The sequence below is a fragment of the Streptomyces geranii genome, from assembly GCF_002954775.1.
GTDB lineage: Bacteria > Actinomycetota > Actinomycetes > Streptomycetales > Streptomycetaceae > Streptomyces > Streptomyces geranii.
On sequence record NZ_PJME01000005.1, the window covers coordinates 79,358 to 104,197 of the forward strand.

A 24,840-nucleotide genomic window follows, 5' to 3' on the forward strand; every position below is an offset into this window, starting at 1 on the left:
GCCCGGACCGGACACACACCAGCAACCACCAGGAAATCAACAAACCGTTCAATCCCTCCATGACCCCACACCCCCACCCCGTGGACGAAGTCCCACCCGCAAGCCAACTCACCGCCTTCGGCCTGCAGCACGTCCTCGCGATGTACGCCGGCGCGGTAGCCGTCCCCCTCATAGTCGGCGGAGCCCTGAAGCTCTCCCCCGCCGATCTCGCCTACCTCATCACCGCCGACCTCCTCGTCTGCGGCATCGCCACCCTCATCCAGTGCGTGGGCTTCTGGCGCTTCGGCGTCCGTCTCCCGATCATGCAGGGCTGCACCTTCGCCGCCGTGTCGCCGATGGTCCTCATCGGTACGACGGGCGGCGGCCTCCCCGCGATCTACGGTTCGGTGATCGTCGCGGGGCTGGCGATCGTGCTGCTGGCGCCCGTCTTCGGGCGGCTCCTTCGCTTCTTCCCGCCCCTCGTGACCGGCACGGTGATCCTGGTCATCGGCCTCTCCCTCCTCCCGGTGGCGGGCAACTGGGCGGCCGGCGGCGTGGGTTCGGCGGAGTTCGGCGAGCCGAAGAACCTGGCGCTGGCCGCGTTCGTACTGGCCGTGGTGCTCGGTGTGCAGCGGTTCGCGCCGGTGTTCCTGAGCCGGATCGCGGTGCTGATCGGCATCGTGGTGGGGCTGGCCGTGGCCGTGCCGTTCGGGTTCACGGACTTCGACGGGGTCGGGGACGCCGACTGGCTCGGCATCAGCACGCCGTTCCACTTCGGGGCGCCCACCTTCGAGGCGTCGGCGATCATCTCCATGCTGGTGGTGGCGCTGGTGACGATGACCGAGACGACCGGTGACCTGATCGCGGTCGGCGAGCTGACCGGCCGGAAGGTCGAGCCGCGCTCCCTCGCCGACGGACTGCGCGCCGACGGTCTCTCGACCGTCCTCGGCGGCGTCTTCAACACGTTCCCTTACACGGCGTACGCCCAGAACGTGGGCCTCGTCGGGATGACCCGGGTGCGCAGCCGCTGGGTCGTGGCGACCGCCGGCGGCATCCTCGTACTGCTCGGTCTGCTGCCCAAGCTGGGCGCGGTGGTCGCGGCCATACCGGCGCCGGTGCTGGGCGGCGCGGGTCTGGTGATGTTCGGGACGGTCGCCGCGAGCGGGCTGCGCACGCTGGCCGGGGTCGACTTCAAGGACAACCACAACCTCACGGTCGTGGCGGTGTCGGTGGCCGTGGGCATGCTGCCGGTCGGTGTGCCGACGGTGTACGCGAAGTTCCCGGACTGGTTCCAGACGGTGATGAACAGCGGCATCAGCGCGGGCTGCCTGACGGCGATCGCCCTGAACATGCTCTTCAACCACCTTGCGGGGAAAGGTGGTTCAGCCGACGTCAGCGGTGGTTCAGCGGACGGCGACGCTGCCGAGGCGGACGGCCTGAGCGGCGGCAGCGGCCAGGACGCTGTCGAGCAGTCCAGGGAAGAGGCCGTCTAGGTCGTCCCGGCGCAGGCCGTTCATCTTGGCCGTGCCCCGGTAGACCTGCCGGATCACCCCGCTCTCGCGCAGCACCCGGAAGTGGTGCGTGGTGGTGGACTTGGTGACCGGCAGATCGAAGTGCGAACAGGACAACTCGTCGCTCACGGCGGCGAGTTCTCGCACGACCTGGAGCCGCATCGGGTCGGAGAGCGCGTGCAGCACGGCCTCCAGCCGGATCTCCCCACGCACCGGGTGCGGCAGGTCACGGCTGCTGGGCGCGGGGGCGGGGGCTGCGGTGGTCACGGCGGCTCCACTTCGTCGGGAATCCCATTGTACGAGAAGTCTCGTAGTTTGACATCCGCCGTACTACGATGCCTATCGTAGTAGTCGTCCAGTGACCCCGTTGACGAACGCCCCCGTGGCGACCGACGAGACGATTGGAGTCCGCCGTGAGCGCGCTCTTCGAGCCCTACCGCCTCCGCGACCTGACCATCCCCAACCGCGTGTGGATGCCCCCGATGTGCCAGTACTCGGCGGCGCCCGAGGGCCCGGAGACCGGTGCACCGAACGACTGGCACTTCGCGCACTACGCGGCCCGCGCCGTCGGCGGCACCGGCCTGATCGTCGTCGAGGCCAGCGCCGTCAGCCCGGAGGGCCGGATCACCCCGTACGACCTGGGCATCTGGAACGACACCCAGGTCGAGGCGTTCCGCCGGATCAACCGCTTCCTGGTCTCCCAGGGCACCGTGCCCGGCATCCAGCTCGCCCACGCGGGCCGCAAGGCGTCCACCGGACTGCCCTGGAAGGGCGGTGCGCCGCTCGGCCGGGACGACGTGCACGCCTGGCAGCCGCTCGGCGCGAGCCCGGTGCCGTTCGACGAGAACCACCCGGTGCCGACCGAGCTGACGGTCGATCAGATCCAGGACATCGTCGGGCAGTTCGCGGACGCGGCCCGGCGCGCGCTCGACGCGGGCTTCGAGGTCGTCGAGATCCACGGCGCGCACGGCTACCTGATCAACGGTTTCCTCTCCCCGCACTCCAACCGCCGCACCGACGCCTACGGCGGCTCGTACGAGAACCGGGTGCGCTTCGCGCTCGAAGTCGTGGACGCCGTACGAGAGGTGTGGCCGGACGACAAGCCGCTGTTCTTCCGGATCTCGGCGACCGAGTGGCTGGAGGAGGGCGGCTGGAGCGCCGACGACACCGTCCGGTTCGCCGCCGAACTGCACGCGCACGGCGTCGATCTCCTCGACGTCTCGACCGGCGGCAACGCGTCCGGCGTACGCATCCCGACCGGCCCTGGCTACCAAGTCCCGTTCGCCGCACGGGTGAAGGCCGAGACCTCACTGCCCGTCGCCGCCGTCGGGATGATCACCGACGCCGAGCAGGCCGAGAAGATCCTGGCCAACGGCGAGGCCGACGCGGTGCTGCTCGGCCGGGAGTTGCTGCGCAACCCGTCGTGGGCCCGGCACGCGGCACGGGAGTTGGGCGGCGAGGTGCATGTGCCGGACCAGTACCACCGGTCCGTCTGATCCCCGCAGAGTCCCTATCCCGTAAGTCCCCTGCTTGCCCAGATTCCCGTAAGCCCCTTGCCTGCTCAGAGAGTTGGCGGCAGCGCCTGTTCCGCCCAGATGGTCTTGCCCGTGCCCGTCGTCCGGGTGCCCCAGCGATCGGTGAGCTGGGCGACCAGGAGGAGGCCGCGTCCGCCCTCGTCGTAGATGCGGGCCCGGCGCAGGTGCGGTGAGGTGCTGCTGGCGTCGGAGACCTCGCAGATGAGGGTGCGGTCGCGGATCAGGCGGAGCTGGATGGGCTCGCCGCCGTACCGGATGGCGTTGGTGACCAGCTCGCTGACCACCAGCTCCGTGACGAACGCGGCCTCGTCGATGCCCCAGCGGGTCAGCTGGTCGGTGACGTGCTTACGGGCGGTGGCGACCACGGCCGGGTCGGCGGGCAGGTCCCAGACCGCGACCTGTTCGGCGTCCAGGGCGCGGGTGCGGGCGACCAGCAGGGCGACGTCGTCTCCCGGGGTCTCCGGGAGCAGGGAGCCGATCACCGTGTCGCAGACCTCCTCCAGACTGCCGGCCGGAGCCGCAAGTGCCGTACACAGAGCGGCCGTTCCGGTGTCCAGGTCGCGGTCGCGGGCCTCGACCAGACCGTCCGTGTAGAGCGCGAGCACGGCACCCTCGGGCAGCTCCAGCTCGGTCGCCTCGAACGGCAGTCCGCCGACGCCGAGCATGGGGCCCGCGCTCACCTCGGCCACGTCGACCCGTCCGTCGGGGTACAGGACGACCGGCGGCGGATGTCCGGCGGAGGCGAGCGCGCAGCGCCGGGACACCGGGTCGTAGACCGCGTAGAGGCAGGTCGCGCCGATCTCGCCGGCCTCCCCGCTCTCGTCGGTGCCGAGGTGGCCGACCAGGTCGTCGAGGTGGGTGAGCAGCTCGTCGGGCGGCAGATCGACGTCCGCCAGCGTCCAGACGGCCGTACGGAGTCTACCCATGGTCACCGAGGCGTGCAGGCCGTGGCCGACGACGTCCCCGACGACCAGCGCCACCCGGGTCCCGGACAACGGGATCACGTCGAACCAGTCGCCGCCGACGCCCGCCTGGGACAGCGCGGGCAGATAGCGGGAGGCGAACTCGACGGCCGCCTGACCGGCCAGGGTCTGGGGCAGGAGGCTGCGCTGGAGGGCGAGGGCGGTGGTGCGTTCGCGGGTGTAGCGGCGGGCGTTGTCCACGCACACGGCCGCGCGGCTGGCCAGTTCACGGGCCAGCGAGACATCGTCCTCGTCGAAGACGTCCGGCTTCTCGGGGGTCAGCAGGCGTACGAAGACGGCCACGCCGAGCGTCGTACCGCGCGCGGTCAGCGGTACGGCCATCAGCGCGAGGTCGTAGGGGTCCGTGCCGGCGCCGGTGCGCAGTTTCGCGGCGCGGGCCGTGTGGCGGCCGAACCAGCGGTCGAGGTCCCGGTCGCCGGTGCGGGCGAGGACGGGCTCGCCGGTGGCGAGGGCGCGGGCGGGCGGTGAGTAGGGCGGGTAGACGTCCGCCGCGCCGAGGCCGATCGCGGCCTCGGGCACCCCGGCCGTGAGCGAGTGGTGGGCGACCCGGCGCAGCTCGACCTCGGTGTCCACCGGCCCGATCGCCGGTTCGTCGCCTTCGATCACCGAGTCCAGCAGGTCCACGCTGGCGAAGTCGGCGAGCCTGGGCACGACCAGTTCGGCGAGTTCGCGGGCGGTCTGGGCGACGTCGAGCCGGGTGCCGATGCCCGCGGCTGCCTCGTTGAGCATGGCCAGCCGCTGCCGCGCCCAGTGCTGCTCGCTGCTGTCGAACCCGGCGAGCGCGACGCCGAGCAGTTCGCCTGCCGGGTCGCGCAGCGGCCACATCTCGAAGTTCCAGGCGTGCATGCGCCTGCCCGAGGGCGACCGCGTCCAGCTCTCGTAGTGCACCGGGCGTCCGGTCTCCGCGACGATCTCCAGATGGCGCAGAAAGCCCCGGCTGTGCTCGGCGTCCTCGACGGTGTCGGGAAAGTACCGGTGCAGGAACGCGGCCTCGGGCTGCCCCATGACAGCGCAGGCCACGTCGTTCATCCGCAGGTACCGCTGCCCGGTGTCGAACACGGACATCGACACGGAGGCCTGCCGGAACGCCAGCTCGCCCAGCTCCCGCCCGGCCTCTCCGGGGGACGCGGTGACGACGTACGCCCGCCGCTCCCCGCGTACCGGACACACCCGCAGCGCCAGCTCCAGCCGCCGCCCGTCCCGATGCCGTACGGCCACGACGGCGGCGCCCGACCCGCACAACTCCCGCCAGGCCGCACCCGGGTCGCCGATCACCAGGTCAGCTGCCGGACGGCCGGTGGCCTCGCCGTCGGGGTAGCCGGTGAGCAGTCGCGCCCCCTCGCTCCAGCCCGTGAGGGTGCCGCACGCGTCGACCACCGCCAGGGCGTCACCGGACGGGACCACCCGCTCTGCCTCGCGCGGCCCATTCACCATATGTCCCAGAATGGGGGCATCGGCGACCGGCAACAACCCGGGTCGGCGGCGGTCAGTACTTCCTGAAGAGGTGCGCCGGGACGGTCGCGGCCAGAATCCGGTACCCCTCGGGGTTCAGATGCAGCCAGTCCCCGTCGTGGAGGTCGGCGCGCAGCCGCCGGGGCTCGGCCGGATCGCGGACGGCCCGGTCGAAGTCGAGGACGGCGTCGAAGGCTCCCCCGGTGCGGATCCAGTCGTTGACCGCCCGCCGGGTCGTCTCGCGCAGGCCGCCCGCATCGTCGTACGGCGTGCTGCCGCCGAAGGGGGTCAGGGTGGCGCCGTAGACGCGGATTCCCTTGGCGTGCGCGCGGACGGCGATCTGCCGGTAGGCGGCGATCAGGTCGTCGGTGACGCGCTGCTGGGCGGCCGGGGTGGCCTCGGCGGTGCCGATGTCGTTGACGCCCTCGAAGACGATCAGCCAGGAGACCCCGCTCTTCGCCAGGACGTCCCGGTCGAGCCGGGCGAGGGCGTTGGGCCCGAGGCCGTCGTTGAGGATCCGGTTGCCGCCGGCGGCCTGGTTGAGTACGGCGATCCGGTCGCCGCCCGGCAGCCCCCTGAGCCGGTCCAGGAACTGGTCGGGCCAGCGGTTGTTCCCGTTGGTCGTGGAGCCCCGGCCGTCGGACAGCGAGTCGCCCAGCACGGCGACGGCCCGGGTGTCCGGCCGGGAGAGCGTCTCGACGTCGCTGAGCAGGTACCAGTGGTTGACCGGGGTGGCCCCCGGCAGTTCCTCCTCGGCCGTCCCGTCGCCGTTCCGCAGATACGAGGTGGTGCGCGAGCCCGGGTGCGAGGTGAGCGCGAGCGAGGTCTGGCCGTTCGCGAGATACGTCGTCACTGTCAGGTTGGTCGCGGGGCGCAGCGCGAAGTCCAGCGCGTCGGAGACGACCTGGGCACCGGCGGGGACGGTGGTGGACCGGCGGCCGGCGAACGTCACCTCGCGCAGGGTGCCGGGTTCGACGGCGCTGACCCCTGCCTGGCCGTTCAGCGGGAGGGCGACCGTCACGGCGGTCAGTGGCAGCGGGGTGGTGCCGAAGGCGTTGGAGAAGCGCAGGCGGAGGCGTTCGCCGCCGGTGGAGACGCGCACGGTCTGACGCAGGGTGGTGTCGACGAGGGTGGCGCGCTCGCCGGTGAAGGGGGCGGGCGGCAGGTTGCCGGGCTCGGTGAGCTGCGGCATCGACGTCCAGGTGTTGACCCACTTCGGGGCGGACCGGCCCGGCTCCGCGACCGCCGGCTGCGGGCTCCTGACCAGGGCGATCACCGCGGAGGACGCCACTGCGACGGCCAGCACGAACACCAGAGTGGCGAGCAGATAGGCGAGCGGCGCCTTTCCGGACGCGCGCGGGGGCCGGGGCGACTGCGTGAGGCGGGGCGACTTCACGGGCCGGGTGCCTTCCTCTGTCTGGACGTCGTCGGATCTCTTCGACTGTTGTCTGGACGTCGTCGGACCTCTTCAACCGACTGGACGTCGTCGGATCTCAGTGGTGCGCGGCGACCGGGTGCGCGCTCGTGGCACGCACCCGGCGGCGCGGGGCTCAACCTGCGGTGCAGGCCGTGCCGTTGAGGGTGAAGCCGGACGGTGCGGTGCTGTTGCCGGTGTGGGTCGCCTGGTAGCCGATGGAGACGCTCGCGCCCGGTGCGATGGCCGCGTTGTAGCTGACGTTGGTGGCGGTCACGGTGCCGGAGGCCGGTGCGTAGGTGGCGCTCCAGCCGTTGGTGATGGTCTGGCCGGCGGGCAGGGCGAAGCCCAGCGTCCAGCCGTTCACCGCCGTCGTGCTGTTGTTGGTGATGGTCACGTTCGCGGTCAGCCCGGTGTTCCAGGCGTTGGTCGTGGCGGCCACCTTGCAGGGTCCGGCCGGCGGCTGGGGCACGGGGCCGCCGCTGTCCAGGCCGAAGAAGGTGATCGCGCGGGCGGCCATGCCGGTGGTGATCAGGTTGTGGCCGACGCCCTGGAGGCTGATGGCCTCCACGGGTGCCCGGTCACCGGTGGCGCCGTAGCGGGTGCGGGTCCAGCCGGACTGGGGCGAGTCGGTCGCGGCCGGTGTCTGGGTGAGGCCCTGGACGTTGGTCCACTGCTTGATCATCTCCCCGAAGTTGGGGTAGCGCAGCACGTCGTCCTCGGTGCCGTGCCAGAGCTGCATACGCGGCCGGGTCCCGGTGTAGCCGGGGTAGGCGCCCCGTACCAGGTCGCCCCACTCCTGCGGGGTGTGGATCACCGTCCCGTTGGCGCACTCGCTGTTCCACTCCGAGCCGTTGGTGGTGGCGAAGCAGCCGAACGGTACGCCGGAGAAGGCCGATCCGGCCGCGAACACGTCCGGGTAGTCGCCGAGCAGGACGTTGGTCATCATCGCGCCGGAGGAGACACCGGTGGCGAAGACCCGGCTGGTGTCGGCGCCGTAGGTGCGGGTCACCCAGTCGACCATGGACCTGATGCCCACCGGGTCGCTGCCGCCGCCCCTGGTCAGTGCCTGCGGCGAGGAGACGTCGAAGCACTTGCTGGCGCGGGTGACGGACGGGTAGATCACGATGAAGCCGTAGCGGTCGGCCAGCGAGGCGAACTCGGTGTTGGAGTAGAACACCGGGCCTGAGCCGGTGCACCAGTGGACGGCCACCAGGACCGCCGGGCGCGTGGTGACGGTGTCCGGCACGTACACGTACATCTGCAGGTTGCTGGGGTTGGTCCCGAAGTTGGTCACCTCGGTGAGCGCGGCGGCGGCCCCGACAGGTGCCGCGACGGGTGCCGCGTCCGGTGCCATGTCAGATGCCGCGGCGGGCGGCTCCGTACGGATCGTCGCGCCGGAAGCGGCGGGTGCGGTGAGGAATGTCGCCGCGAGCAGCGGCAGCAGGCCTCCGAGCAGCACGACGAGCACCGAACGCAGCGAACGCAGCGGTCTCCTCGCGATGTTGCCGACAGTGGTGGACACGTCCTGGTCCCTTCCTCGACACGGCTCGTGGGGTACGCGTGGCGGAAGCGGAAGTCCCGCTTTGCGGGGCAGCCCAGCCGCATCGTGGCATGAGCATGGCTGCCATGGAAGCGCTCCCACACGTCGAAAACATTCGCTGACCAGGGGTCGCACACCCGACCGGCACGCATTGCGCGCAAAGCGTTGACCAGAAAGCGCTTACCCCCTACCTTCCGTTCATCGATGTGACCCATCGAAGTCGATCCGCGTTCGACGAGACGATCTCGAAGCGGCCCTGAAGCGCGTACCTCCAGGGGCAGCGCACCCTCTGAAGGCGCATCACGCCGCACAACATGGTGAACAGAATTCATGTACTTGACCGCCCCCACGGTCAGTCAGCCCTCGTGAAGGGACGCACCCGCATGCGTACACACCCCCCACGTACACAGACGCAAAGATCCGCGGCGGTGGCGGCCATGGCCACCGCCCTCGCGGCGGTCACCGTCCTGGCCGTCCCGCAGCAGGCCGGGGCGGCCGAGAACGCGCCCGTCGGATTCGGTGCCGGGACGACCGGCGGCGGCAGCGCCACCCCGGTCACCGTGACGACGCTCGCCGCCTTCACCTCGGCCGTCACGGGCAACGCGGCCAAGGTCGTGCGGGTGAACGGCCTGATCACACTGAGCGGTCAGGTCGACATCGGCTCCAACACCACGGTCCTGGGCGTCGGTTCGGCCTCCGGTTTCACCGGCGGCGGTCTGCGGATCAAGGAGGAGACGAACGTCGTCGTCCGCAACCTCAACATCAGCAAGCCGCTCGCGCCGGCCGACGGGGTGACCGTCCAGGAGTCCACGAAGGTGTGGATCGACCACAACTCCTTCTCCGCGGACCGCACGCACGACAAGGACTACTACGACGGCCTGCTGGACATCAACCACGGTTCCGACAACGTGACGGTGTCCTGGAACACCTTCAAGGACCACTTCAAGGGCTCGCTCGTCGGCCACAGCGACAACAACGCGTCCGAGGACACCGGTCACCTGAAGGTGACGTACCACCACAACCACTTCAGCAACGTCTACTCGCGCATCCCCAGCCTGCGGTTCGGCACCGGGCACTTCTACGACAACTACGTCCAGGGCGCCGAGACGGCCGTGCACTCCCGGATGGGCGCCCAGATGCTCGTCGAGAACAACGTCTTCCGTTCGACGCCGGTCGCGGTCACCACCAACCACAGCAGCGACGTCGACGGATACGCCAACCTGCGCGGCAACGACCTCGGCGGAGCCGCCACGGAGGTCTCGCGGGTCGGCACCTTCACCACCCCGCCGTACAGCTACACCGCGGAGCCCGCCTCGACCGTCATCGCCTCGGTGACCTCGGGCGCGGGCGCCGGAAAGCTCTGAGGCTTCCGGCGACTCCGCCAACTCCCCACACCGCACGACCGACTGGAAGAAGGCATCGGGACATGACTTCCACGGCACCTCCACGCGCGCGTGGGCGCGCACTGACCGGCACCCTGGCCACCCTCGGCCTTACGCTTGGCATGATCATGACTAGTGGGGCGCTCTCCCCGGCGAGCGCCGCGACCTGGCCGACCGCCAACGGCAGCCAGGGCGTCTCCGCGACCATCCCGGTCTCGGGCACCAAGGACTACGCGATGAAGCGCCTCTACGGCACCGGGGACCTCGGTTCCGGCAGCCAGGACGAGGACCAGGGACCGATCCTCGAACTGGCGGCGGGCGCCGTCCTCAAGAACGTCATCATCGGCGCCCCGGCGGCGGACGGCATCCACTGCAAGGGCAGCTGCACGCTGCAGAACGTGTGGTGGGAGGACGTCGGCGAGGACGCGGCCACCTTCCGGGGCAGCTCGTCGTCGAACGTCTACACCGTCTCCGGGGGCGGCGCACGGGCGGCGAGCGACAAGGTGTTCCAGTTCAACGGCGCCGGGACGCTCAACGTGTCGAACTTCGCCGTACAGAACTTCGGTACGTTCATCCGCTCCTGCGGCAACTGCTCGACGCAGTACAAGCGGACGATCAACCTCAACGGCATCGAGGCCACCTGGTCGGGCGGCAGGCTCGTCGGCATCAACACCAACTACGGCGACAGCGCGTCCCTGAAGGGCATCACGATCGTGGGGGACTCGAGCAAGAAGATCGTTCCCTGCCAGAAGTACATCGGCAACAACACCGGAAAGGAGCCGACCACCAACGGCTCCAACCCTGACGGGACCTACTGCAAGTACGCGACCAGCGACATCACGTACCGCTGAGCCATCCCCCCACCGGCGGTTGTACGAGGCGGCCCGCACCCGCCTCGTACAGCCGCCGTTCCGCTGTCCGGGAGCCTCCGGATCGTCGCATCGAAGGTGCGTTCGTACTGCCCCCGCCGATTCCGCTTGATTGTCAGTGCCGTGGTGCAGACTCCCGATCAGGAGGTACTTCGTCCGGGAGGGGCAGCGTGTTCAGGGGGATCGACGAAGTCGACTGGGCTTCGATGCGCCATGCGTACGGCAGCGCCGAGGACGTGCCCGGACTGCTGCGGGGGCTCGCCTCGGCGGACCCCGGGGAGCGCGAGTCGGCACTGGACGGGATGTACGGCTCGGTGCACCACCAGGGGGCGGTGTACGACTCGACGCTCGCGTGCGTTCCGTTTCTGCTCGCGCTCGCCGCCCGGGAGGAGGTCGGGGACCGGGGCGGGATCGTGGAGCTGCTGCTGAGCATCGGCGAGGCGGGCGGCACTCGTTCGGCTCAGGCCCGGGAGGCGGTACGGGCCGGTGCCGAGGTCTTCGCCGAACTGGCCGGGGACCGGGACACCGCGGTCCGGCGGGCGGCGCCGACGGCCCTGGTGCGCTTCCTCGACGAACCCGCGCGCGTGCTGGCCGTGTTGCGGCAGCGCGTCACCGTGGAGCGGGACGACAGCGTCCTGCTGGCGCTGGCGGAGAGCCTGGGCCTGTTCGCCCGCCTGTACGACGGTCCCGTCGCCGCGGACGCGATGACCCAGTTGGTCACGCTGAGCGAGCCGCCCTTCGACCCGGGGCTGCGGCTGGCCGCCCTGGGGCAGCTGGCGCTGACCGCGCCCGAGCACCGCGCCGGGGAGCTGGTCCCGAGGGTCGTGGGCCTCCTCAGGGAGAGATCGGCCCGCCGTACGCGCCGGGCACGCTACGCCGACGCCCCCGAGGCGGACACCCTCACCCGTCATCTGCGCCGGCTGCGCCCTTCGGACGAGGAGGGCTCGCAGCTGCTGCGGACCTTCCATCTCGCCCTGGACGACCGGGTGGCCGACCGGATCGCCCTGCTCAACGGCCAGTTGAGCAGCCCCGCGCCGACGGACCGGTGCAACGCGGTGTGGATGTCGGCGGGCCTGTTCCGCGAGTGGCGGGCCGACTACTCGGCGCCGGTCGCGCTCATCGGACGGCAACTCGACGCCGACGAGGACCGGTTGCGGGAGGCCGCGTCGGCCGTCCTGGAGGACCTGTACGACCTGGCCGCCCCCGCGGCGGACGACCTGTTCGCCCTGGTCACCTCCCGTCCGGAGGTCCGCGTACGGCAACGGGAGCGGGGCGTGCCGACCGTGGGCGGCCCGCTCAACGCGCTGGCCCGCACGGGCGATCCCCGCGCGACACCCGTCCTGGCGGCCCTCCTCGCCGACCCCACCGCCCCGGACGACCTCGGCCACACGATCACCCACCTGGGCCGCTCCGCCGCCCCGCTGGCACCCGCCCTGCGCCACCGCCTCGGCGGCGTCCGCCTCGACCACCCCGACGCGTACGACCGTGCCGTGCCGCTCCTGTCTGCGCTCGCGGCGGCGGACGACGGGGCGGCCACACCGGAGGTGCTGCGACTGCTGCGCGGCATCCCGGCGGCCTCGGGTCTGAGCGAGCGTCAGCGGGTCCGCCTGACGGAACGCTCACTCGAAACACTGGACGCCTTCGGCCGCGCCGCGCACGAAGCGGCGCCCGCGCTGCGGGAGCTGCTCGACTCCGCGCACTCGGTACGGGCGGCTGGCGCGCTGTGGTCGGTGGAGGGGGACGTGGACGCCGTACTGCCGGTGCTGCTGCGGGAGTTGACGGGTGAGCAGTGGCGGCGGCGTGCGGCGGCGGCAGAGGTGCTGGCGCGACTCGGGACGGCGGCGCGGGCCGCCGTGCCGGGGTTGCTGCGCATGTGCGAGTCGGAGGAGGTGTGGGAGCGGACGAGGGCGGCGTGCGCTCTGTGGCCGATCTCGGAGGACACCACGGGCCTGCCCCTCCCGGTGCTCCGCACGGCATGGACGCAGAACCCGTACACCCGATCGACGATCGCCACGACCCTGCTGACAATGGGCCCGGCGGCGGCACCCCTACGGGACCTGGCGCACACGGAACTGGCCACGCGGCGCCGCCACCGTGCCCGTCCGGGGGGCTACTCCACGGAGGACGTGCGAGAGGACGAACGCCTGCTGCGGGCCTGCGGGGAGCTGGTGCGGGAGGAGACGTGAGGCGCTCGGGCCGACTGGTGCTGGGGGGGGTGGGTCGCGCAGCCCGGCGCTAACGGGGTGCCGCTCTCGGTGGGACGGGTGCCGCCCCTAGCGGCACGCATGCCCGCAGCGGGGCGCTTTTAGGGGCGCGAGGAACTGCGCGACCAGCCCCCACCCACCCGCAGCCGAACGACGAGCGGGTTTTCAGGGGCGCGAGGAACTGCGCGCTCAACCCCCACTCACCCGCACCCGCACCCGAACCCGCACCCGACACGTGTCAGCGATTGTTACGCCCCCACATGGGATCGAACCGCTCCCACGCCTCCTCCCACTCCTCCATCCGCCGCCGCTCCAACCGCCCCCGAAGCAGCCGCCACCCCACATACGGAACAGTCGCCGCGCTCGCGCCCGCCAGGGCGCCGACCAGGGCGGCGCGGATGCTCGCCTCCGACTCCGTCGCCGGCTTGGTGACCAGGCGGCCCCGCGGGTCCGTCCAGATCTCCGCCGGGGTGCCCGCCGTGCTGCCCGAGTCGACCCGGGCCTGGCCCGTGTGCGACGTGCCGTCCGCGGTGGTCCAGCGGACCTTCGCCCACACCTTCTCGCTGCCCACGGTGCCCGGCGCGTCCGCCACGACCAGTGCCGTCACCGCCCGCCACTCCGCACGCTCTCTCGCCAGCCCCCGCTCGACCGAGTGGGTCGCCACCAGGCCGATCAGGACTCCGGTGAGCACGGTGAGTGCCCATGTGGCCACCACGGCCCATCCCTCCACGGCATCCACGCGACGCCTCAGCGGATTGCGCCGCCAACGCCACAGCCACACCCTCGGACCACGGAATGCCGCCATCGAAGGCATCCTCCTCACGCGCACACGGACATGCCCTGCCGTCCTCTCCATACGCGCGAGGCCCGGCCGCTGCTCAGGGCTCCCCCGAGGTCTCCGTCACATCCCGTCGACAGACGGCTCTGACCTGTACAAACGCGCTCTCCAGAGGTGACTGTCAGTGGTGGGGTGCAGACTGGCCGATGACTGGACAAAGACGTCCCGGAGGTGATCGGCATGGCCGAGGTACTGCTCACGGTCGGCACGCGCAAAGGCCTGTTCATCGGGCACCGGCGCGGTGGCACGTGGGAGTTCGACGAGAGCCCTTCCTTCAACGCGCAGGCCGTGTACTCGGTCGCGATCGACACCCGGCGCGAGAACCCGAGGCTGCTGGTGGGCGGTGACAGCGCCCACTGGGGGCCGTCGGTCTTCCACTCCGACGACCTGGGCCGGACCTGGACCGAACCGCAGCAACCCGCCGTGAAGTTCCCCAAGGACACCGGCGCTTCCCTGGAGCGCGTCTGGCAGCTCCACCCGTCGACGGCGGAGGCGGACGTGGTCTACGCGGGCACCGAACCGGCGGCGCTGTACCGCTCCGAGGACCGCGGCGAGTCCTTCGAGCTGGTGCGTCCGCTGTGGGAGCACCCCACCCGTGCCCAGTGGGTGCCGGGCGGCGGCGGTGAGGGCCTGCACACGATCGTCACCGACCAGCGCGACCCGCGCGCGATGACGGTCGCGGTCTCGGCGGCCGGGGTGTTCCGCACGGCGGACGGCGGCGCGAGCTGGGCGCCCTCCAACTCCGGTGTCTCCGCGGTGTTCATGCCGGACCCGAACCCGGAGTTCGGCCAGTGCGTGCACAAGATCGCCAAGGACTCGGCCGACCCGGACCGCCTCTACCTCCAGAACCACTGGGGTGTGTACCGCAGCGACGACGCGGGCGCGCACTGGACGGACATCGGCGCGGGTCTCCCCTCGACCTTCGGTTTCGCGGCGGCGACCCATCCGCACCGGGGCGACACGGCGTACGTCTTCCCGATCACCGCCGACTCGGACCGCGTCCCGGCCGACCGCCGCTGCCGGGTCTTCCGTACGGCGGACGCGGGCCTCAACTGGGAGCCGCTGACGGCGGGCCTGCCCCAGGAGGACCACTACGGCACGGTGCTGCGCGACGCCCTGTGCACGGACGACGCGGACCCGGCGGGCGTCTATTTCGGCAATCGCAACGGCGAGGTGTACGCGTCGGCGGACGACGGCGACAGCTGGCAGCAGCTGGCGTCCCATCTGCCGGACGTGCTGTGCGTGCGGGCCGCGGTGATCGCCTGAGGAGCGGCCGACGGAAGTGACGTGGGCTCAACTGGCAGACCTACAGGGGGCGGTATGCATTCACGGGGTCGGAAGAGGCAAGGGTTCGGTCGTCCCCGGTCGGGCTTCGACCACCGGTTGATCTCTGTCGTGTGTACGGCAGTAGGGTGACGCCGTGGCACCACGACCGTTGCATGAGATTGTCGAAGCGGGCTGGGCGAAAGCCCTCGAACCCGTCACCGGACGGATCGCCGAGATGGGCGACTTCCTGCGCGCGGAGATCGCGGCGGGACGCACCTACCTCCCGGCCGGACCGAACGTCCTACGGGCCTTCCAGCAGCCCTTCGACGACGTACGGGTCCTGATCGTCGGACAGGACCCGTATCCGACCCCGGGGCACGCGGTGGGGCTGTCGTTCTCGGTCGCGCCTGAGGTGCGTCCGCTGCCCGGCAGCCTGATCAACATCTTCCGGGAGCTGAACACCGACCTGGGGGCGCCCCAGCCGTCCAACGGCGACCTGACGCCGTGGACCCAGCAGGGGGTGCTGCTCCTCAACAGGGCGCTCACCACCGCTCCGCGCAGTCCCGCCGCGCATCGTGGCAAGGGCTGGGAGGAGGTCACCGAGCAGGCGATACGGGCGCTGGCCGCGCGCGGCAAGCCGCTGGTGTCGATCCTGTGGGGCCGGGACGCCCGTAATCTGCGCCCGCTGCTCGGCAGTCTGCCGTCGGTCGAGTCGGCCCACCCCTCCCCCATGTCGGCCGACCGCGGCTTCTTCGGCTCACGCCCCTTCAGCCGCGCCAACGACCTGCTCGCCGGGCAGGGAGCCGCCCCGGTGGACTGGCGTCTGCCCTGACCGGTCGGCATACGGGCCCGAATGACCGGCATATGAACCTCATGCCCGATTGCCGGACAGGAGACGACTCGTCCCCCGTCCGGCAAGTCCGTTCATCCGACCGGGCGTTGTCGCCCGCCCCCGGTTGACCAGCGGCGCAGCGTCTCGATGACCGGATCGGCTCCCTCAGCCGGCGGAGAAGTCACGACGTACTGATCACTTCTGATCCGAACGTAACTCATCAGACAAAAGCGGACGGATACCGCTCACCTGCACCCTCCCCGAACAGGGGAGCCCAATAAGCCAGTAACATGCGGCGCCATGAGCTCCCCCACTGGGCCCGCCGGCCTGCCAGTACGAATGCCGCGCCCCCGCCAGCCGGGCCGGCACCGCCGCCCCGAGCCCCTGGCGGCTCCCGAGGGTGCGCCCGCGCTCGTCCTCGCGGTGCCGGGCACGCCCAGCGGTGCCACGCGCAGCCTCGCCGAGGAGGTCGTGAGCATCGCCCGCTCCGAGCTGCCCGGCCTCGACGCCCGCATCGGGTACCTCGACGGTGACGACGCGGAGTTCCCCACGCTCCAGGTCGTGCTCACGCACACCGCGCAGGAGCGCACCGCCCGCTACGAGCAGGCCATCGCCGCCGGGGTGGACGCCAAGCAGCCCGAGGGCCCCGTGGCCGTCGTCGTGCCGCTGCTCGCCGGTCCGGACAACGCGCTGCTGCGCCAGGTCCGCCAGGCCGTCATGGAGAGCCGTATCGCGGCCGACCTGACCGACGTCCTCGGCCCGCACCCGCTGCTCGCCGAGGGGCTGCACGTGCGGCTCTCCGAGGCGGGCCTCGCGCGCGCCGACCGGGCCCGGCTGTTCACCGTCGCCACGGCGGCGGACGGCATCATCCTGGCCTCCGTGGGCGGCGAGGAGGCCGTGCAGGCGGCCGGCATCACGGGCATGCTGCTCGCCGCGCGGCTCGCCGTGCCGGTGATGGCGGCGGCCCTGGACCAGGAGGGCTCGATCGCGGCCATCGCCGAGCAGCTGCGCGCCTCGGGCTCGCAGAACCTCGCGCTGGCCCCGTATCTGATCGGCCCGGAGATCGACGCCGGTCTGCTGGAGGCCGCGGCCAACGAGGCCGGCTGCGCCTCCTCCGACGCGCTGGGCCCCTACCCGGCCATCGGCAAGCTGGCGCTGGCCAAGTACACGACGGCGCTGGGCATCGCCCCGCAGCAGCCGCAGGGCGCCCCGGTCCGCTGAGCCGACCCCGGCAGCACCCCCGTACGACGGCGAACACGGTACGCCGAAGGGCCCGCTCCATTTCCAGGAGCGGGCCCTCGGCGTTTCCGGCCGTGGTGGCGCGCTCGGCCGGGGACCGCGCAGGACACCGGCAGGCGGCGCCGGTGCGTCTCGTCCAGGGGCGTCAGGAGGCCCTCGGCGGCGTGCCGGTGGATGACGGTGACGGTCGGGGCGAGTTCGTCGAGCAGATAGGCGTACGAGGCTTCCGGCGGGGAGTGCGGCGCGACGCAGGGGGGCGTCTCAGGCGCCGAGCAGTGGTGAACCCGAGGGGCCGCGCAGGGGGTTGGCCAGTTCGGACAGGGCCCGTTCCAGGCCGTGGAGGTGGGCGAGGGCGGGTTCGGCGGTGTGAGGGCGGTCCGGGGCGGGGGCCGTCACCCTGTCGGCGCGGCCCTCCGTGAGCGCCTCCACGGCGGTCTCGACGCGTCGGCAGGCGGCGGCGAGCCGGAGGTCGTGGTCGGGGGAGGCGGCCGGGTCGGCGGCCACGGCGGCCAGGCCGCGGATCTCGTGGGCGCAGTCGTCGAGCAGCGCGAGTACCCGGTGGGCGCGGCGCTTACGGGCGCGTACGGGGTTGAGCGGGTGCACGAGCGGCGCGACCGAGAGCCGGACACGCCCCAGGAGCAGCTCCAGTTCGGCCACGCGGGGCGCCGGGTCGGCGGACGCGCCGGCGAGCCGGGCGGCGGCCTCCGCGGTGCAGGCGTGGACGCAGCGCAGGGCGTGCTGGATCCAGGCGTCGGTGGTGGCGTGGGTGGTGATCGGCAGGACGAGGGCCACGGCCAGCAGGGCGCCCAGGGCACCGACACCGGTCTCCGCGAGCCGTACGGCGAGCAGTGCCGGGTCGAGGACGCCCAGGAGCCCGTACAGCAGTTCGGCGAGCAGGGTGACCGAGAGCATCATCCAGGTGTAGGACACGGCGGCCGAGTAGAAGATGCCGAACACGCAGACGGCGACGAGCAGCGCCGTCGGTACGGGCGCTCCCGCCACCGGGAGCGCGACGGCGAGGCCGAGTCCGATGCCGAGGACCGTGCCGAGGACGCGGCGGAAGCCGCGGACCAGGGTCTCGCCGCGCGAGGTGGTGTTGACGAAGATCCACCAGGTGGCGCCGACGGCCCAGTACCAGCGGTCCCCGGACACCAGCTGACCCAGGACCAGGGCGAAGCCGGCGGCGGCGGTCGCCTGGACGGCCTGGCGGGTGGTGGCGCGGGCCAGGCCCCGTTCGCCGGTCGGCATGGGGGCGGGGAGTGGCACCAGGGTCGTACGGCGCTCGTAGCACCACAGTACGAAGCGCACGGAAGAGGTGGTGAGGAGGGCCAGGAGGACGGCGGCGGACAGCTCGGGCAGCTGCTCCGGTCCGGCGTGCAGGAACTGGGCCACGAAGAAGGTCATGAACGCGAAGACGCCCAGGCTGTGGCCGCGCGGGCCCCAGCGGCGCGCGTACACGCCCGCGCCGACGACCGCGAGGAGGACGAGCCCGCGGGCGACCGGAGACGTGTGCAGTTCGGTGGCGGCGGCCAGGACCGGGAGGCCGACGGCGGGCAGCAGCGCGGTGGTCACGGCCTGTCCGCGCACGGTGGCGTCGGTGACCGTGAACAGGGCGAGCAACGCGGCGAGTCCGCCGGTCACGGCGCCGTTGAGCGAGTGTCCGGCGAGGCCGCAGACGGCGACGGCCGGTCCGATGCCGAGGACGCCCCGCGCGGCGAAGCGCAGCCGGGTCCGGCCCGGATCGGGCGCCATGAACACCTTCTTGAGCACTGCTTGTCCCGCCCCACTGAGATCGGTCCGCGACCGGCACGCAAAAGGCGCCGCGGAGGTCCGCAGCGCCATCGACGGCCACATTGCAGCATCCCTGGCACAAGTGGCTCAAGTCGGTCCGAATATGCTGGACCATTGGCACAGACATATCGGTCCACGGGCGTAAGTCGTCGGGCCAACGGACCAGAGGTACGAGGAGGCGGACCCCATGGCCGTGGACGAGCTGGACACGCGCATCCTGCGGCTGCTGCTGGAGCAGCCCCGGACCAGCGTGCGTGAGTACGCCAGGGTCCTCGGCGTCGCGCGCGGCACGCTGCAGGCCCGGCTGGACCGCCTCGAACGGGACGGTGTGATCACGGGTACGGGTCCCTCGCTCTCCCCCGCCGCGCTCGGCCACCCCGTGCTCGCGTTCGTGCACATCGAGGTCACCCAGGGCCATCTCGACGAGGTCGGGGACGCGCTGGCGGCCGTGCCGGAGATCGTCGAGGCGTTCTCGATCGCCGGTGGCGGTGACCTCCTCGCCCGGGTCGTGGCCCGCGACAACGCCCACCTGGAGGACGTGATCCAGGCGGTGATCAGCGTGCCGGGCGTGGTCCGCACCCGCACGGAGGTGGCGCTGCGCGAGCGGGTCCCGCACCGGCTGCTGCCGCTGGTGGAGTCGATCGGCCGGACGGCCGCCGGCTGATCCTTCTCCGCGCCTTGGCATCCTGGGGGCCATGAGCACTCTCGACAGCACCGCGGTCGTCTTCGATCTCGACGGCACCCTCGTGGACAGCGAGCCGAACTACTACGAGGCGAGCCGCCTGACCCTGGCCGCGTACGGCGTCACGGACTTCACCTGGGCCGACCATGAGGAGTCCGTGGGCATCAGCACCCGTGAGACGGTCACGCGCTGGCGGGGCCGCTACGGGCTGAGCGCGGGGGTGGAGGAGCTGCTCGCTGCGAAAAACGGCCACTATCTCGAACTGGCCCGGGCCGACACCCCCGTCTACCCGGAGATGCGGAAGTTCGTGGAGCTGCTGGCGGGTGAGGGCGTGCCCATGGCGGTGGCCTCGGGTTCGTCGCTGCGGGCCATCGAGGCGATCCTGGCGGGCACGGGCCTGGACGCGCACCTGCGTACCGTCGTGTCCTCCGACGAGGTCGCCCGGGGCAAGCCCGCCCCGGACGTCTTCCTGGAGGCCGCACGCCGGCTCGGCGTGGCCCCCGCGGACTGCGTGGTCATGGAGGACGCGGCTCCCGGCACCGTCGCCGCGCACGCGGCCGGGATGCGGTGCGTCGCGATCCCGTACCTCGCCGCCCAGGCCGACGATCCCGGGTTCGCCACGGCGGAGCTGCTGGTGCGGGGCGGTCAGGGGGAGTTCACGGCCAGGGTGGCGTTCGAGTGGCTCGTCGGCACGGTTGGGCAGAACGGGTAGGGCGGTGCGTTGTCGGGTGCGGGTCCGGTGGGGCTGGTCGCGCCCCGCGGCGGAGCCGCAGATCGATGCGGCCCCGCGCCCCTGAAGGGCGCGGCCCTGCGGGCCGATGCCCCCGAGCCCGCCAGGAACGTGCCCGGAGTGGGTGGCTGGCGGCAGCCCGGTCACTTCCCCGCCAGCAACTGCCCGCATTCCGCCGCCAGTAGCCGCATTCCGTTCGCCTCCGCTCCCGCCAGGGCCGAGCGGAGGAGTGTCATGCCCTCCGAACGGCGCTCGGTGTCCTTCATGCGCAGGAGGGCTCGGGCCTCGTTCGCGCGGAGGCGGGCCGTCTGGGGTGGGGAGCTGCCGACGACCAGGCGTTCGGCCTGCCGGAAGTGGCCCAGGGCCGTCGCCGTGTCGCCCTCGGCCAGGGACAGCAGGCCCAGGGCCCGTTCGGTCGGGCCGACCAGGACCACCGGCCAGCCCGCGAGCGCGATCCCGGCCGGTCTGCGGGCCAGGGCCTCGCGCAGTACCGGTACGGCGTGGGCGAGTTCGGCCCCGTAGCCGCCGTGCGCGTCGAGGCCCGCGCAGACCTCCGTGAGCAGGACCAGCGCGGGTACGGACCAGCCGTGCGGCGGCAGGGAGGCGCAGTCGCCGGTCTCCCGGAGGAACGCCAGCAGCCGGTCGGCGGCCTCGTCGTGGTCGCCCACCTCGCAGCGGGCCAGCGCGAACCCCGCCCGCCAGACGGGGAAGTAGCCGTGCCGTTCGACGCCGTCGGCCAGGCCGGAGCTGAAGAGTTCGGCCATCCTGCCCTGCTCCCTCAGCAGCCAGTACACCTGGCCCAGCCGGGTCTGCAGCAGGGTGTCGGCGGGGACGGCGAGGTCGGCCTCCAGGCTCGCGACGATCTCCCGGGACTCGCCGAAGATCCAGTCGGTCGCGGAGTCGAACCGGCCGCACCACAGGTCGAGCAGGGTGTCCAGGGTGCACTGCTGCCAGCGCGCCAGGGTGCTGCGCGTACGGGCCGCGTGTCTGCGGTGTTCGGCGACCGTGCCGGTGGCGCCGTGCACCCGGCCGACCCGGAGCTGGTCGATGGCGAGCGCGACCAGGGACTCGCCCAGGAAGTACGGGGAGCGGGCGCGCAGGGCGCAGTCCCGCAGGCGCAGGGAGGTGGTCAGGGACTCGATGGGCGGGACGAAGTCGTACTGGCCCCAGCGGCACTCGGTGAGCACCTCGCAGCGGGTCTCGTCGTCCTGGCCACCGGTGGCGAGGCCCTCCAGGGTCCGCCGGGCGAGTTCGGCGCCGCGTTCGGGTCCGGCGCCGGGCCAGGCGGTGTCCTCGCTGACGGACATGGAGAGCTTCTTCGCGAGGTGGGCGCCGAGGCGGAGGCGGAGTCCGGCCGCCTCGGCACCCTCGCGGGTCCTGAGCGTGGCGAGGGTCTCCCGGATCAGGTGCAGGAGTTCGTGGTCGACGCGGCCCGGGTCGGACCAGCGCCTGGCCCGCCGTACGACGGCCACGGCCTGTGCCTCGGGCTTGTCGGCGCCCCACTGGTAGGCCTGGCGGTAGTAGGCGTCCGCCTCTTCCATACGTCCGGCCAGGTAGCTGTTGTCTCCTCGGTGCAGGAGGCGGTCGAACTCCGCGCCGTACCGGGAGGGTTGGGCCGGGATCGCGCCCGCGGTGGAAGGCGAGGTCGCGCGCCGGGGGCCGGGGGTTCGCGCGGGCGGTGCGTCGGGGGTGTCCGGCCGGGACTCGGGGGCCAGGTCGAGCAGTTCGCCCTTGGCGTCCAGCGCGTCGTCGCAGCCTTCGGCCAGTTCACGGGTGACCCGGCGGTGGCCGTTCTCGATCCGGCTGAGGTAGCCCCGGCTGCAGTGCACGAGCCCTGCCAGGTCGGCGAGGGAGAGTCCGGCGGCGAGCCGCCGGCGGCGTAACTCCCGGCCGAACCGACCCGATTCCTCCGCTTCCTCCGTCGCGCCGTCCGCCAAGCCGTCCATCCGGACCCCCAACCACCTGTGATCACCTGCCTGTTGCCAGGTGTTGCCAATATGCCCTGGCAACAGCGGACCTCTCGCACTCTCGGTGACATCGGACAAAGCTGGCCCAAAAGGCGTACGGAGCGTCCGGGCGAACGTATGGAGAGAGCATTGAGGGACAGGATCGGGCGGAGGGAGTCGGGCCGCACACAGTATCGGTCGTCGTACGAGCCACCGGCGGATCCCCGGTCCGGTCCCAGGAAGAAATCTCCTCCCGTTCTCTTCGTCGTGAAGACGGTCGACGGAAAAAGTCGATCAGCCGGATCACCACTCCATTTCTCCGAGCTTTCCAGTCGCGAGAAGAGAATCTGTTTACGTATTCTCTCGGCGGACCGGGAAAGTGATCCATTCAAGTTGGCAAATACTCAGCACTATGGCTACGTGCTGTGGGGGCCGTTCTTCTTCCTGTCCTATGACGCCTCGGTTCTGATGCGTTCCGGGCTGCACGCTCTGCGCCGTTCCTGGTTCCTGCGCAGGGTGGCGGCCCGGCACGGCGGTGCCCGGCTCTCCTGGCCGCCGGATATCGAGATCTGAGGGCTCCGGGTGTTCCACGGGGGTGGACACCCGGGGCCTTCGCCGTGCCCGTCCGTACCTGTCCGTACTCGCTCAGGCCAGCAGGGCCCGGGCCAGCGTCCGCGCGATCGGCGCTCCCGTGAGCTGTTCGACGAAGAGGAAGGACCCCTGGGGGTTCATCTCCAGGAAGACGTGCTCGCCCTGCGGGGTGAGCCGGAGGTCCGCCGCCGCGTAGACCAGGCCGAGCCGCTCGCGCAGGGTGTGCAGGGCCGTCAGGATGTCGGGCGGGACCTCGTACGGCGTGAAGCGGACGCTCTGGTCGAGCCGCCAGTCGAGGGGGCTGGCGCCCTCCTGGCTGTGGATGGCGGTGCCGAAGGCGTGCCCGCCGATCAGGGTGACGCGCAGGTCGAGCCGGGCGGGGACGAGCCGCTGGAAGAGGGTGGGCACGCGCGGGCCCGCGACCAGGGCGGGGAGGTCGCCCTCGCGGACCCGGCGGGTGGGCAGCGGTACGCCGAGGGTGAGTGCGGGCCGGTCGGCGACGGCCTTGGCGACGACCCGGCCGTCCTGTTCGGCCCAGAAGGCGCGCAGCCGCTCGGGGTCGCTGCTCACCAGCGTGGGCGGGACCGTGAGCCCGGCGGCGGGCGCCAGTGCCAGTTGGAGCAGCTTGTGGCCCGCCCGGGTCTCGGCGGCGGGCGGGTTGATCCAGCGGGCGTCGGCGCCGAGCAGGGCGCCCATCAGCTGGGACTCGGCCTCCGCCCGGCCGAAGGCCGCGTACTCGGCGCCGAGGGCTTTCGGTGGGCTGAGCAGTGACTCGGCGATGCGGCCGTCGGGTGTGCGGCGCATGCCGGGTCGGTAGAGGACGGCGCGGATGTCCCGGACCGGGAATGTGTCGTCGCCCCAGCTCAGCAGGGGGTCGGCCGGGTCCCGCAGGTCCCAGTCGAGTCGTTCGCCTCGGCGCAGTCCCTCGTCGTCGACGAAGACCGTGCCGGCGGAAGGGAGGTGCTCCCGGACCGCGAGCGCCTCGGCATGGTCCCGGCGACTCAGCACCAGCACCCTGCACCTCGCGTCCATGAGCACCTCCCCCTTTTTTCCGGGTTCCGGCGGGTCAGCCGTACGCCGGACGGCATGCCGTCCGTCGCCCGTCGGTGGCCCGCCGGAGTCTCATCGGGGTCTCAGCCGGTGAGGCCCTCGAAGGTGAGGCCCGAGGCGCCCTCGGCGAGGGCCGCGTCGGTGAGCGCCTCGGGGCTGACCTCGGCTCCCGAGTAGCGGGAGGCGATACCTTCCGGGAGGCGGACCGTCGGCGAGCCCGCCAGCAGCACCACGAACGGCTGCGTCGTCACTGAACGTTCCATGTCTGTGTCTCTCCTAGCGCCGGTTGTTCCTGCTTCTCCTGCAACCACCCGGAGGAGAGCACCAGGCGCTGCCCCCGGGTGACCTCTGTGACGGCGTGCCGGGCGTCCCACGGGAACAGGACGGCGTCCCCCGCCGACGGTGTGACCTCGTGTTCGGCTCCCGAGACCTGGTCGCGGACCCGGAAGGCGCCGCCCTCGTAGTCCACGCCGTGCCGGGACAGGTGCAGGACGGCGATGAGGGGTGGCGCACCCTGTTCGGCGTCCGTGTGCCAGTCGATGCTGCGTCCCTGCGGCATGCAGATGACCGATGTGCACAGGTGCGCCCGGGAGTGGCGCTGCGCGGCCCCGCCGGGCAGCTGGGCCGCGATCCGGGCCCGGGCGGCGGTGAACCTGCGGACCAGCGGCGCGCACGGCATGGCGTCGTGCAGTTCGGCGACGTAGGTCAGGAACTGGACGCCCGCGCTCTTCCCGTCGGGCTCCGTGTAGGGCACGGGGCCCGCTCCGGCGGGTGGGGCGGCGGCGCGGGTCCGGTCGAGTTCACCCTGCACGGACCGGCGCAGTTCCTCCGCCTCCCTCGGTGAGAGCAGACCGCGGATGACGCAGAAGCCCCGCTTTTCCCAGGAGGAAATGTGCTCCCGCAATTCACTGTCGTAAATGTCCGTCAAGGCAGACCTCCCCGTCGCCTTCGACGGTAACGCCGGTTGAAATCAACCACAAGTCCCTTTCCGGATATGGATTTC

At 71.9% G+C, this 24,840-nt stretch carries 21 protein-coding genes; 11 read left to right on the forward strand and 10 right to left on the reverse strand.

What is annotated here, in order from left to right; genetic code table 11:
• Positions 1–59 precede the first annotated feature (59 nt).
• Complete coding sequence (locus tag CW359_RS09355; protein ID WP_105969350.1) at positions 60–1,472, forward strand: nucleobase:cation symporter-2 family protein; 1,413 nt, start codon at positions 60–62, stop codon at positions 1,470–1,472.
• Here CW359_RS09355 and CW359_RS09360 read toward each other — a convergent pair.
• Complete coding sequence (locus CW359_RS09360) at positions 1,383–1,757, reverse strand: ArsR/SmtB family transcription factor (RefSeq protein ID WP_105969351.1); 375 nt, start codon at positions 1,755–1,757, stop codon at positions 1,383–1,385. The genes CW359_RS09355 and CW359_RS09360 overlap by 90 nt on opposite strands.
• 146 nt (positions 1,758–1,903) lie before the next feature.
• Between CW359_RS09360 and CW359_RS09365 the strand changes: the two genes are divergently transcribed.
• Entirely contained in the window at positions 1,904–2,986 is a 1,083-nt protein-coding gene (locus CW359_RS09365) for an NADH:flavin oxidoreductase/NADH oxidase (protein ID WP_105969588.1), read from the forward strand.
• 65 nt (positions 2,987–3,051) lie between these two features.
• On the opposite strand, the gene CW359_RS09370 is transcribed toward CW359_RS09365, so the two are convergent.
• The 3 genes from CW359_RS09370 to CW359_RS09380 all read right to left on the reverse strand — a co-directional run bounded on the left by CW359_RS09370 (position 3,052) and on the right by CW359_RS09380 (position 8,399).
• Complete coding sequence (locus CW359_RS09370) at positions 3,052–5,442, reverse strand: SpoIIE family protein phosphatase (RefSeq protein WP_105969352.1); 2,391 nt, start codon at positions 5,440–5,442, stop codon at positions 3,052–3,054.
• A gap of 52 nt (positions 5,443–5,494) precedes the next feature.
• Positions 5,495–6,787, reverse strand: a complete 1,293-nt coding sequence (locus CW359_RS09375) for an SGNH/GDSL hydrolase family protein (protein WP_105969589.1) — start codon at positions 6,785–6,787, stop codon at positions 5,495–5,497.
• Between the two features lie 223 nt (positions 6,788–7,010).
• Positions 7,011–8,399: an extracellular catalytic domain type 1 short-chain-length polyhydroxyalkanoate depolymerase gene (locus CW359_RS09380; RefSeq protein ID WP_232838317.1), complete on the reverse strand. Its 1,389-nt coding sequence runs from the start codon at positions 8,397–8,399 to the stop codon at positions 7,011–7,013.
• A 401-nt stretch (positions 8,400–8,800) separates the two neighbouring features.
• On the opposite strand from CW359_RS09380, the gene CW359_RS09385 reads away from it, so the two are divergent.
• From CW359_RS09385 to CW359_RS09395, 3 genes are all read left to right on the forward strand, one after another.
• The gene (locus tag CW359_RS09385) at positions 8,801–9,781 is read left to right on the forward strand and encodes a pectate lyase family protein (RefSeq protein WP_105969353.1); all 981 of its coding nucleotides are present in this window, start codon (positions 8,801–8,803) and stop codon (positions 9,779–9,781) included.
• A gap of 62 nt (positions 9,782–9,843) precedes the next feature.
• Positions 9,844–10,650, forward strand: coding sequence for a pectate lyase (locus tag CW359_RS09390; protein ID WP_105969354.1), 807 nt, complete (start codon positions 9,844–9,846; stop codon positions 10,648–10,650).
• A gap of 188 nt (positions 10,651–10,838) precedes the next feature.
• The gene (locus CW359_RS09395) at positions 10,839–12,854 is read left to right on the forward strand and encodes a PBS lyase (protein WP_105969355.1); all 2,016 of its coding nucleotides are present in this window, start codon (positions 10,839–10,841) and stop codon (positions 12,852–12,854) included.
• A 256-nt stretch (positions 12,855–13,110) separates the two neighbouring features.
• Here the strand turns inward: CW359_RS09395 and CW359_RS09400 are convergent, their stop codons facing one another.
• Entirely contained in the window at positions 13,111–13,677 is a 567-nt protein-coding gene (locus CW359_RS09400; RefSeq protein WP_105969356.1) for an Rv1733c family protein, read from the reverse strand.
• A gap of 213 nt (positions 13,678–13,890) precedes the next feature.
• On the opposite strand from CW359_RS09400, the gene CW359_RS09405 reads away from it, so the two are divergent.
• The 3 genes from CW359_RS09405 (at position 13,891) to CW359_RS09415 (ending at position 17,029) form a co-directional block, all read left to right on the forward strand.
• Positions 13,891–14,976 (forward strand): WD40/YVTN/BNR-like repeat-containing protein, encoded by a 1,086-nt coding sequence (locus CW359_RS09405; protein WP_198655157.1) that lies wholly within the window; start codon positions 13,891–13,893, stop codon positions 14,974–14,976.
• Between the two features lie 154 nt (positions 14,977–15,130).
• Positions 15,131–15,808: a uracil-DNA glycosylase gene (locus CW359_RS09410; protein WP_105969358.1), complete on the forward strand. Its 678-nt coding sequence runs from the start codon at positions 15,131–15,133 to the stop codon at positions 15,806–15,808.
• A gap of 300 nt (positions 15,809–16,108) precedes the next feature.
• Positions 16,109–17,029, forward strand: coding sequence for a sirohydrochlorin chelatase (locus CW359_RS09415; protein ID WP_105969359.1), 921 nt, complete (start codon positions 16,109–16,111; stop codon positions 17,027–17,029).
• Positions 17,030–17,308: 279 nt separating this feature from the next.
• Here CW359_RS09415 and CW359_RS09420 read toward each other — a convergent pair whose 3' ends face one another.
• A complete protein-coding gene (locus CW359_RS09420) occupies positions 17,309–18,817 on the reverse strand; it encodes an FUSC family protein (protein WP_105969360.1) in 1,509 nt (502 codons plus the stop codon).
• Between the two features lie 208 nt (positions 18,818–19,025).
• Here CW359_RS09420 and CW359_RS09425 point away from each other — a divergent pair, with 208 nt between their 5' ends.
• Together CW359_RS09425 and CW359_RS09430 are read left to right on the forward strand one after the other, a co-directional pair.
• Entirely contained in the window at positions 19,026–19,502 is a 477-nt protein-coding gene (locus tag CW359_RS09425) for an Lrp/AsnC family transcriptional regulator (protein ID WP_105969361.1), read from the forward strand.
• A 31-nt stretch (positions 19,503–19,533) separates the two neighbouring features.
• On the forward strand, positions 19,534–20,232 hold the full coding sequence (locus tag CW359_RS09430) for an HAD family hydrolase (RefSeq protein WP_105969362.1): 699 nt from the start codon (positions 19,534–19,536) through the stop codon (positions 20,230–20,232).
• A gap of 161 nt (positions 20,233–20,393) precedes the next feature.
• On the opposite strand, the gene CW359_RS46365 is transcribed toward CW359_RS09430, so the two are convergent.
• A complete protein-coding gene (locus tag CW359_RS46365; protein WP_232838318.1) occupies positions 20,394–22,196 on the reverse strand; it encodes a helix-turn-helix domain-containing protein in 1,803 nt (600 codons plus the stop codon).
• A 267-nt stretch (positions 22,197–22,463) separates the two neighbouring features.
• On the opposite strand from CW359_RS46365, the gene CW359_RS45180 reads away from it, so the two are divergent.
• The gene (locus CW359_RS45180) at positions 22,464–22,769 is read left to right on the forward strand and encodes a hypothetical protein (RefSeq protein WP_157968516.1); all 306 of its coding nucleotides are present in this window, start codon (positions 22,464–22,466) and stop codon (positions 22,767–22,769) included.
• A gap of 72 nt (positions 22,770–22,841) precedes the next feature.
• Here CW359_RS45180 and CW359_RS09445 read toward each other — a convergent pair whose 3' ends face one another.
• The 3 genes from CW359_RS09445 to CW359_RS09450 all read right to left on the reverse strand — a co-directional run bounded on the left by CW359_RS09445 (position 22,842) and on the right by CW359_RS09450 (position 24,765).
• Positions 22,842–23,819 (reverse strand): MvdC/MvdD family ATP grasp protein, encoded by a 978-nt coding sequence (locus CW359_RS09445; RefSeq protein ID WP_157968517.1) that lies wholly within the window; start codon positions 23,817–23,819, stop codon positions 22,842–22,844.
• Between the two features lie 101 nt (positions 23,820–23,920).
• On the reverse strand, positions 23,921–24,100 hold the full coding sequence (locus CW359_RS45185; protein ID WP_157968518.1) for a hypothetical protein: 180 nt from the start codon (positions 24,098–24,100) through the stop codon (positions 23,921–23,923).
• Positions 24,085–24,765 (reverse strand): 2OG-Fe(II) oxygenase, encoded by a 681-nt coding sequence (locus CW359_RS09450; protein WP_157968519.1) that lies wholly within the window; start codon positions 24,763–24,765, stop codon positions 24,085–24,087. Before CW359_RS09450 ends, CW359_RS45185 begins: the two co-directional genes overlap by 16 nt.
• Between the last annotated feature and the right edge of the window lie 75 nt (positions 24,766–24,840).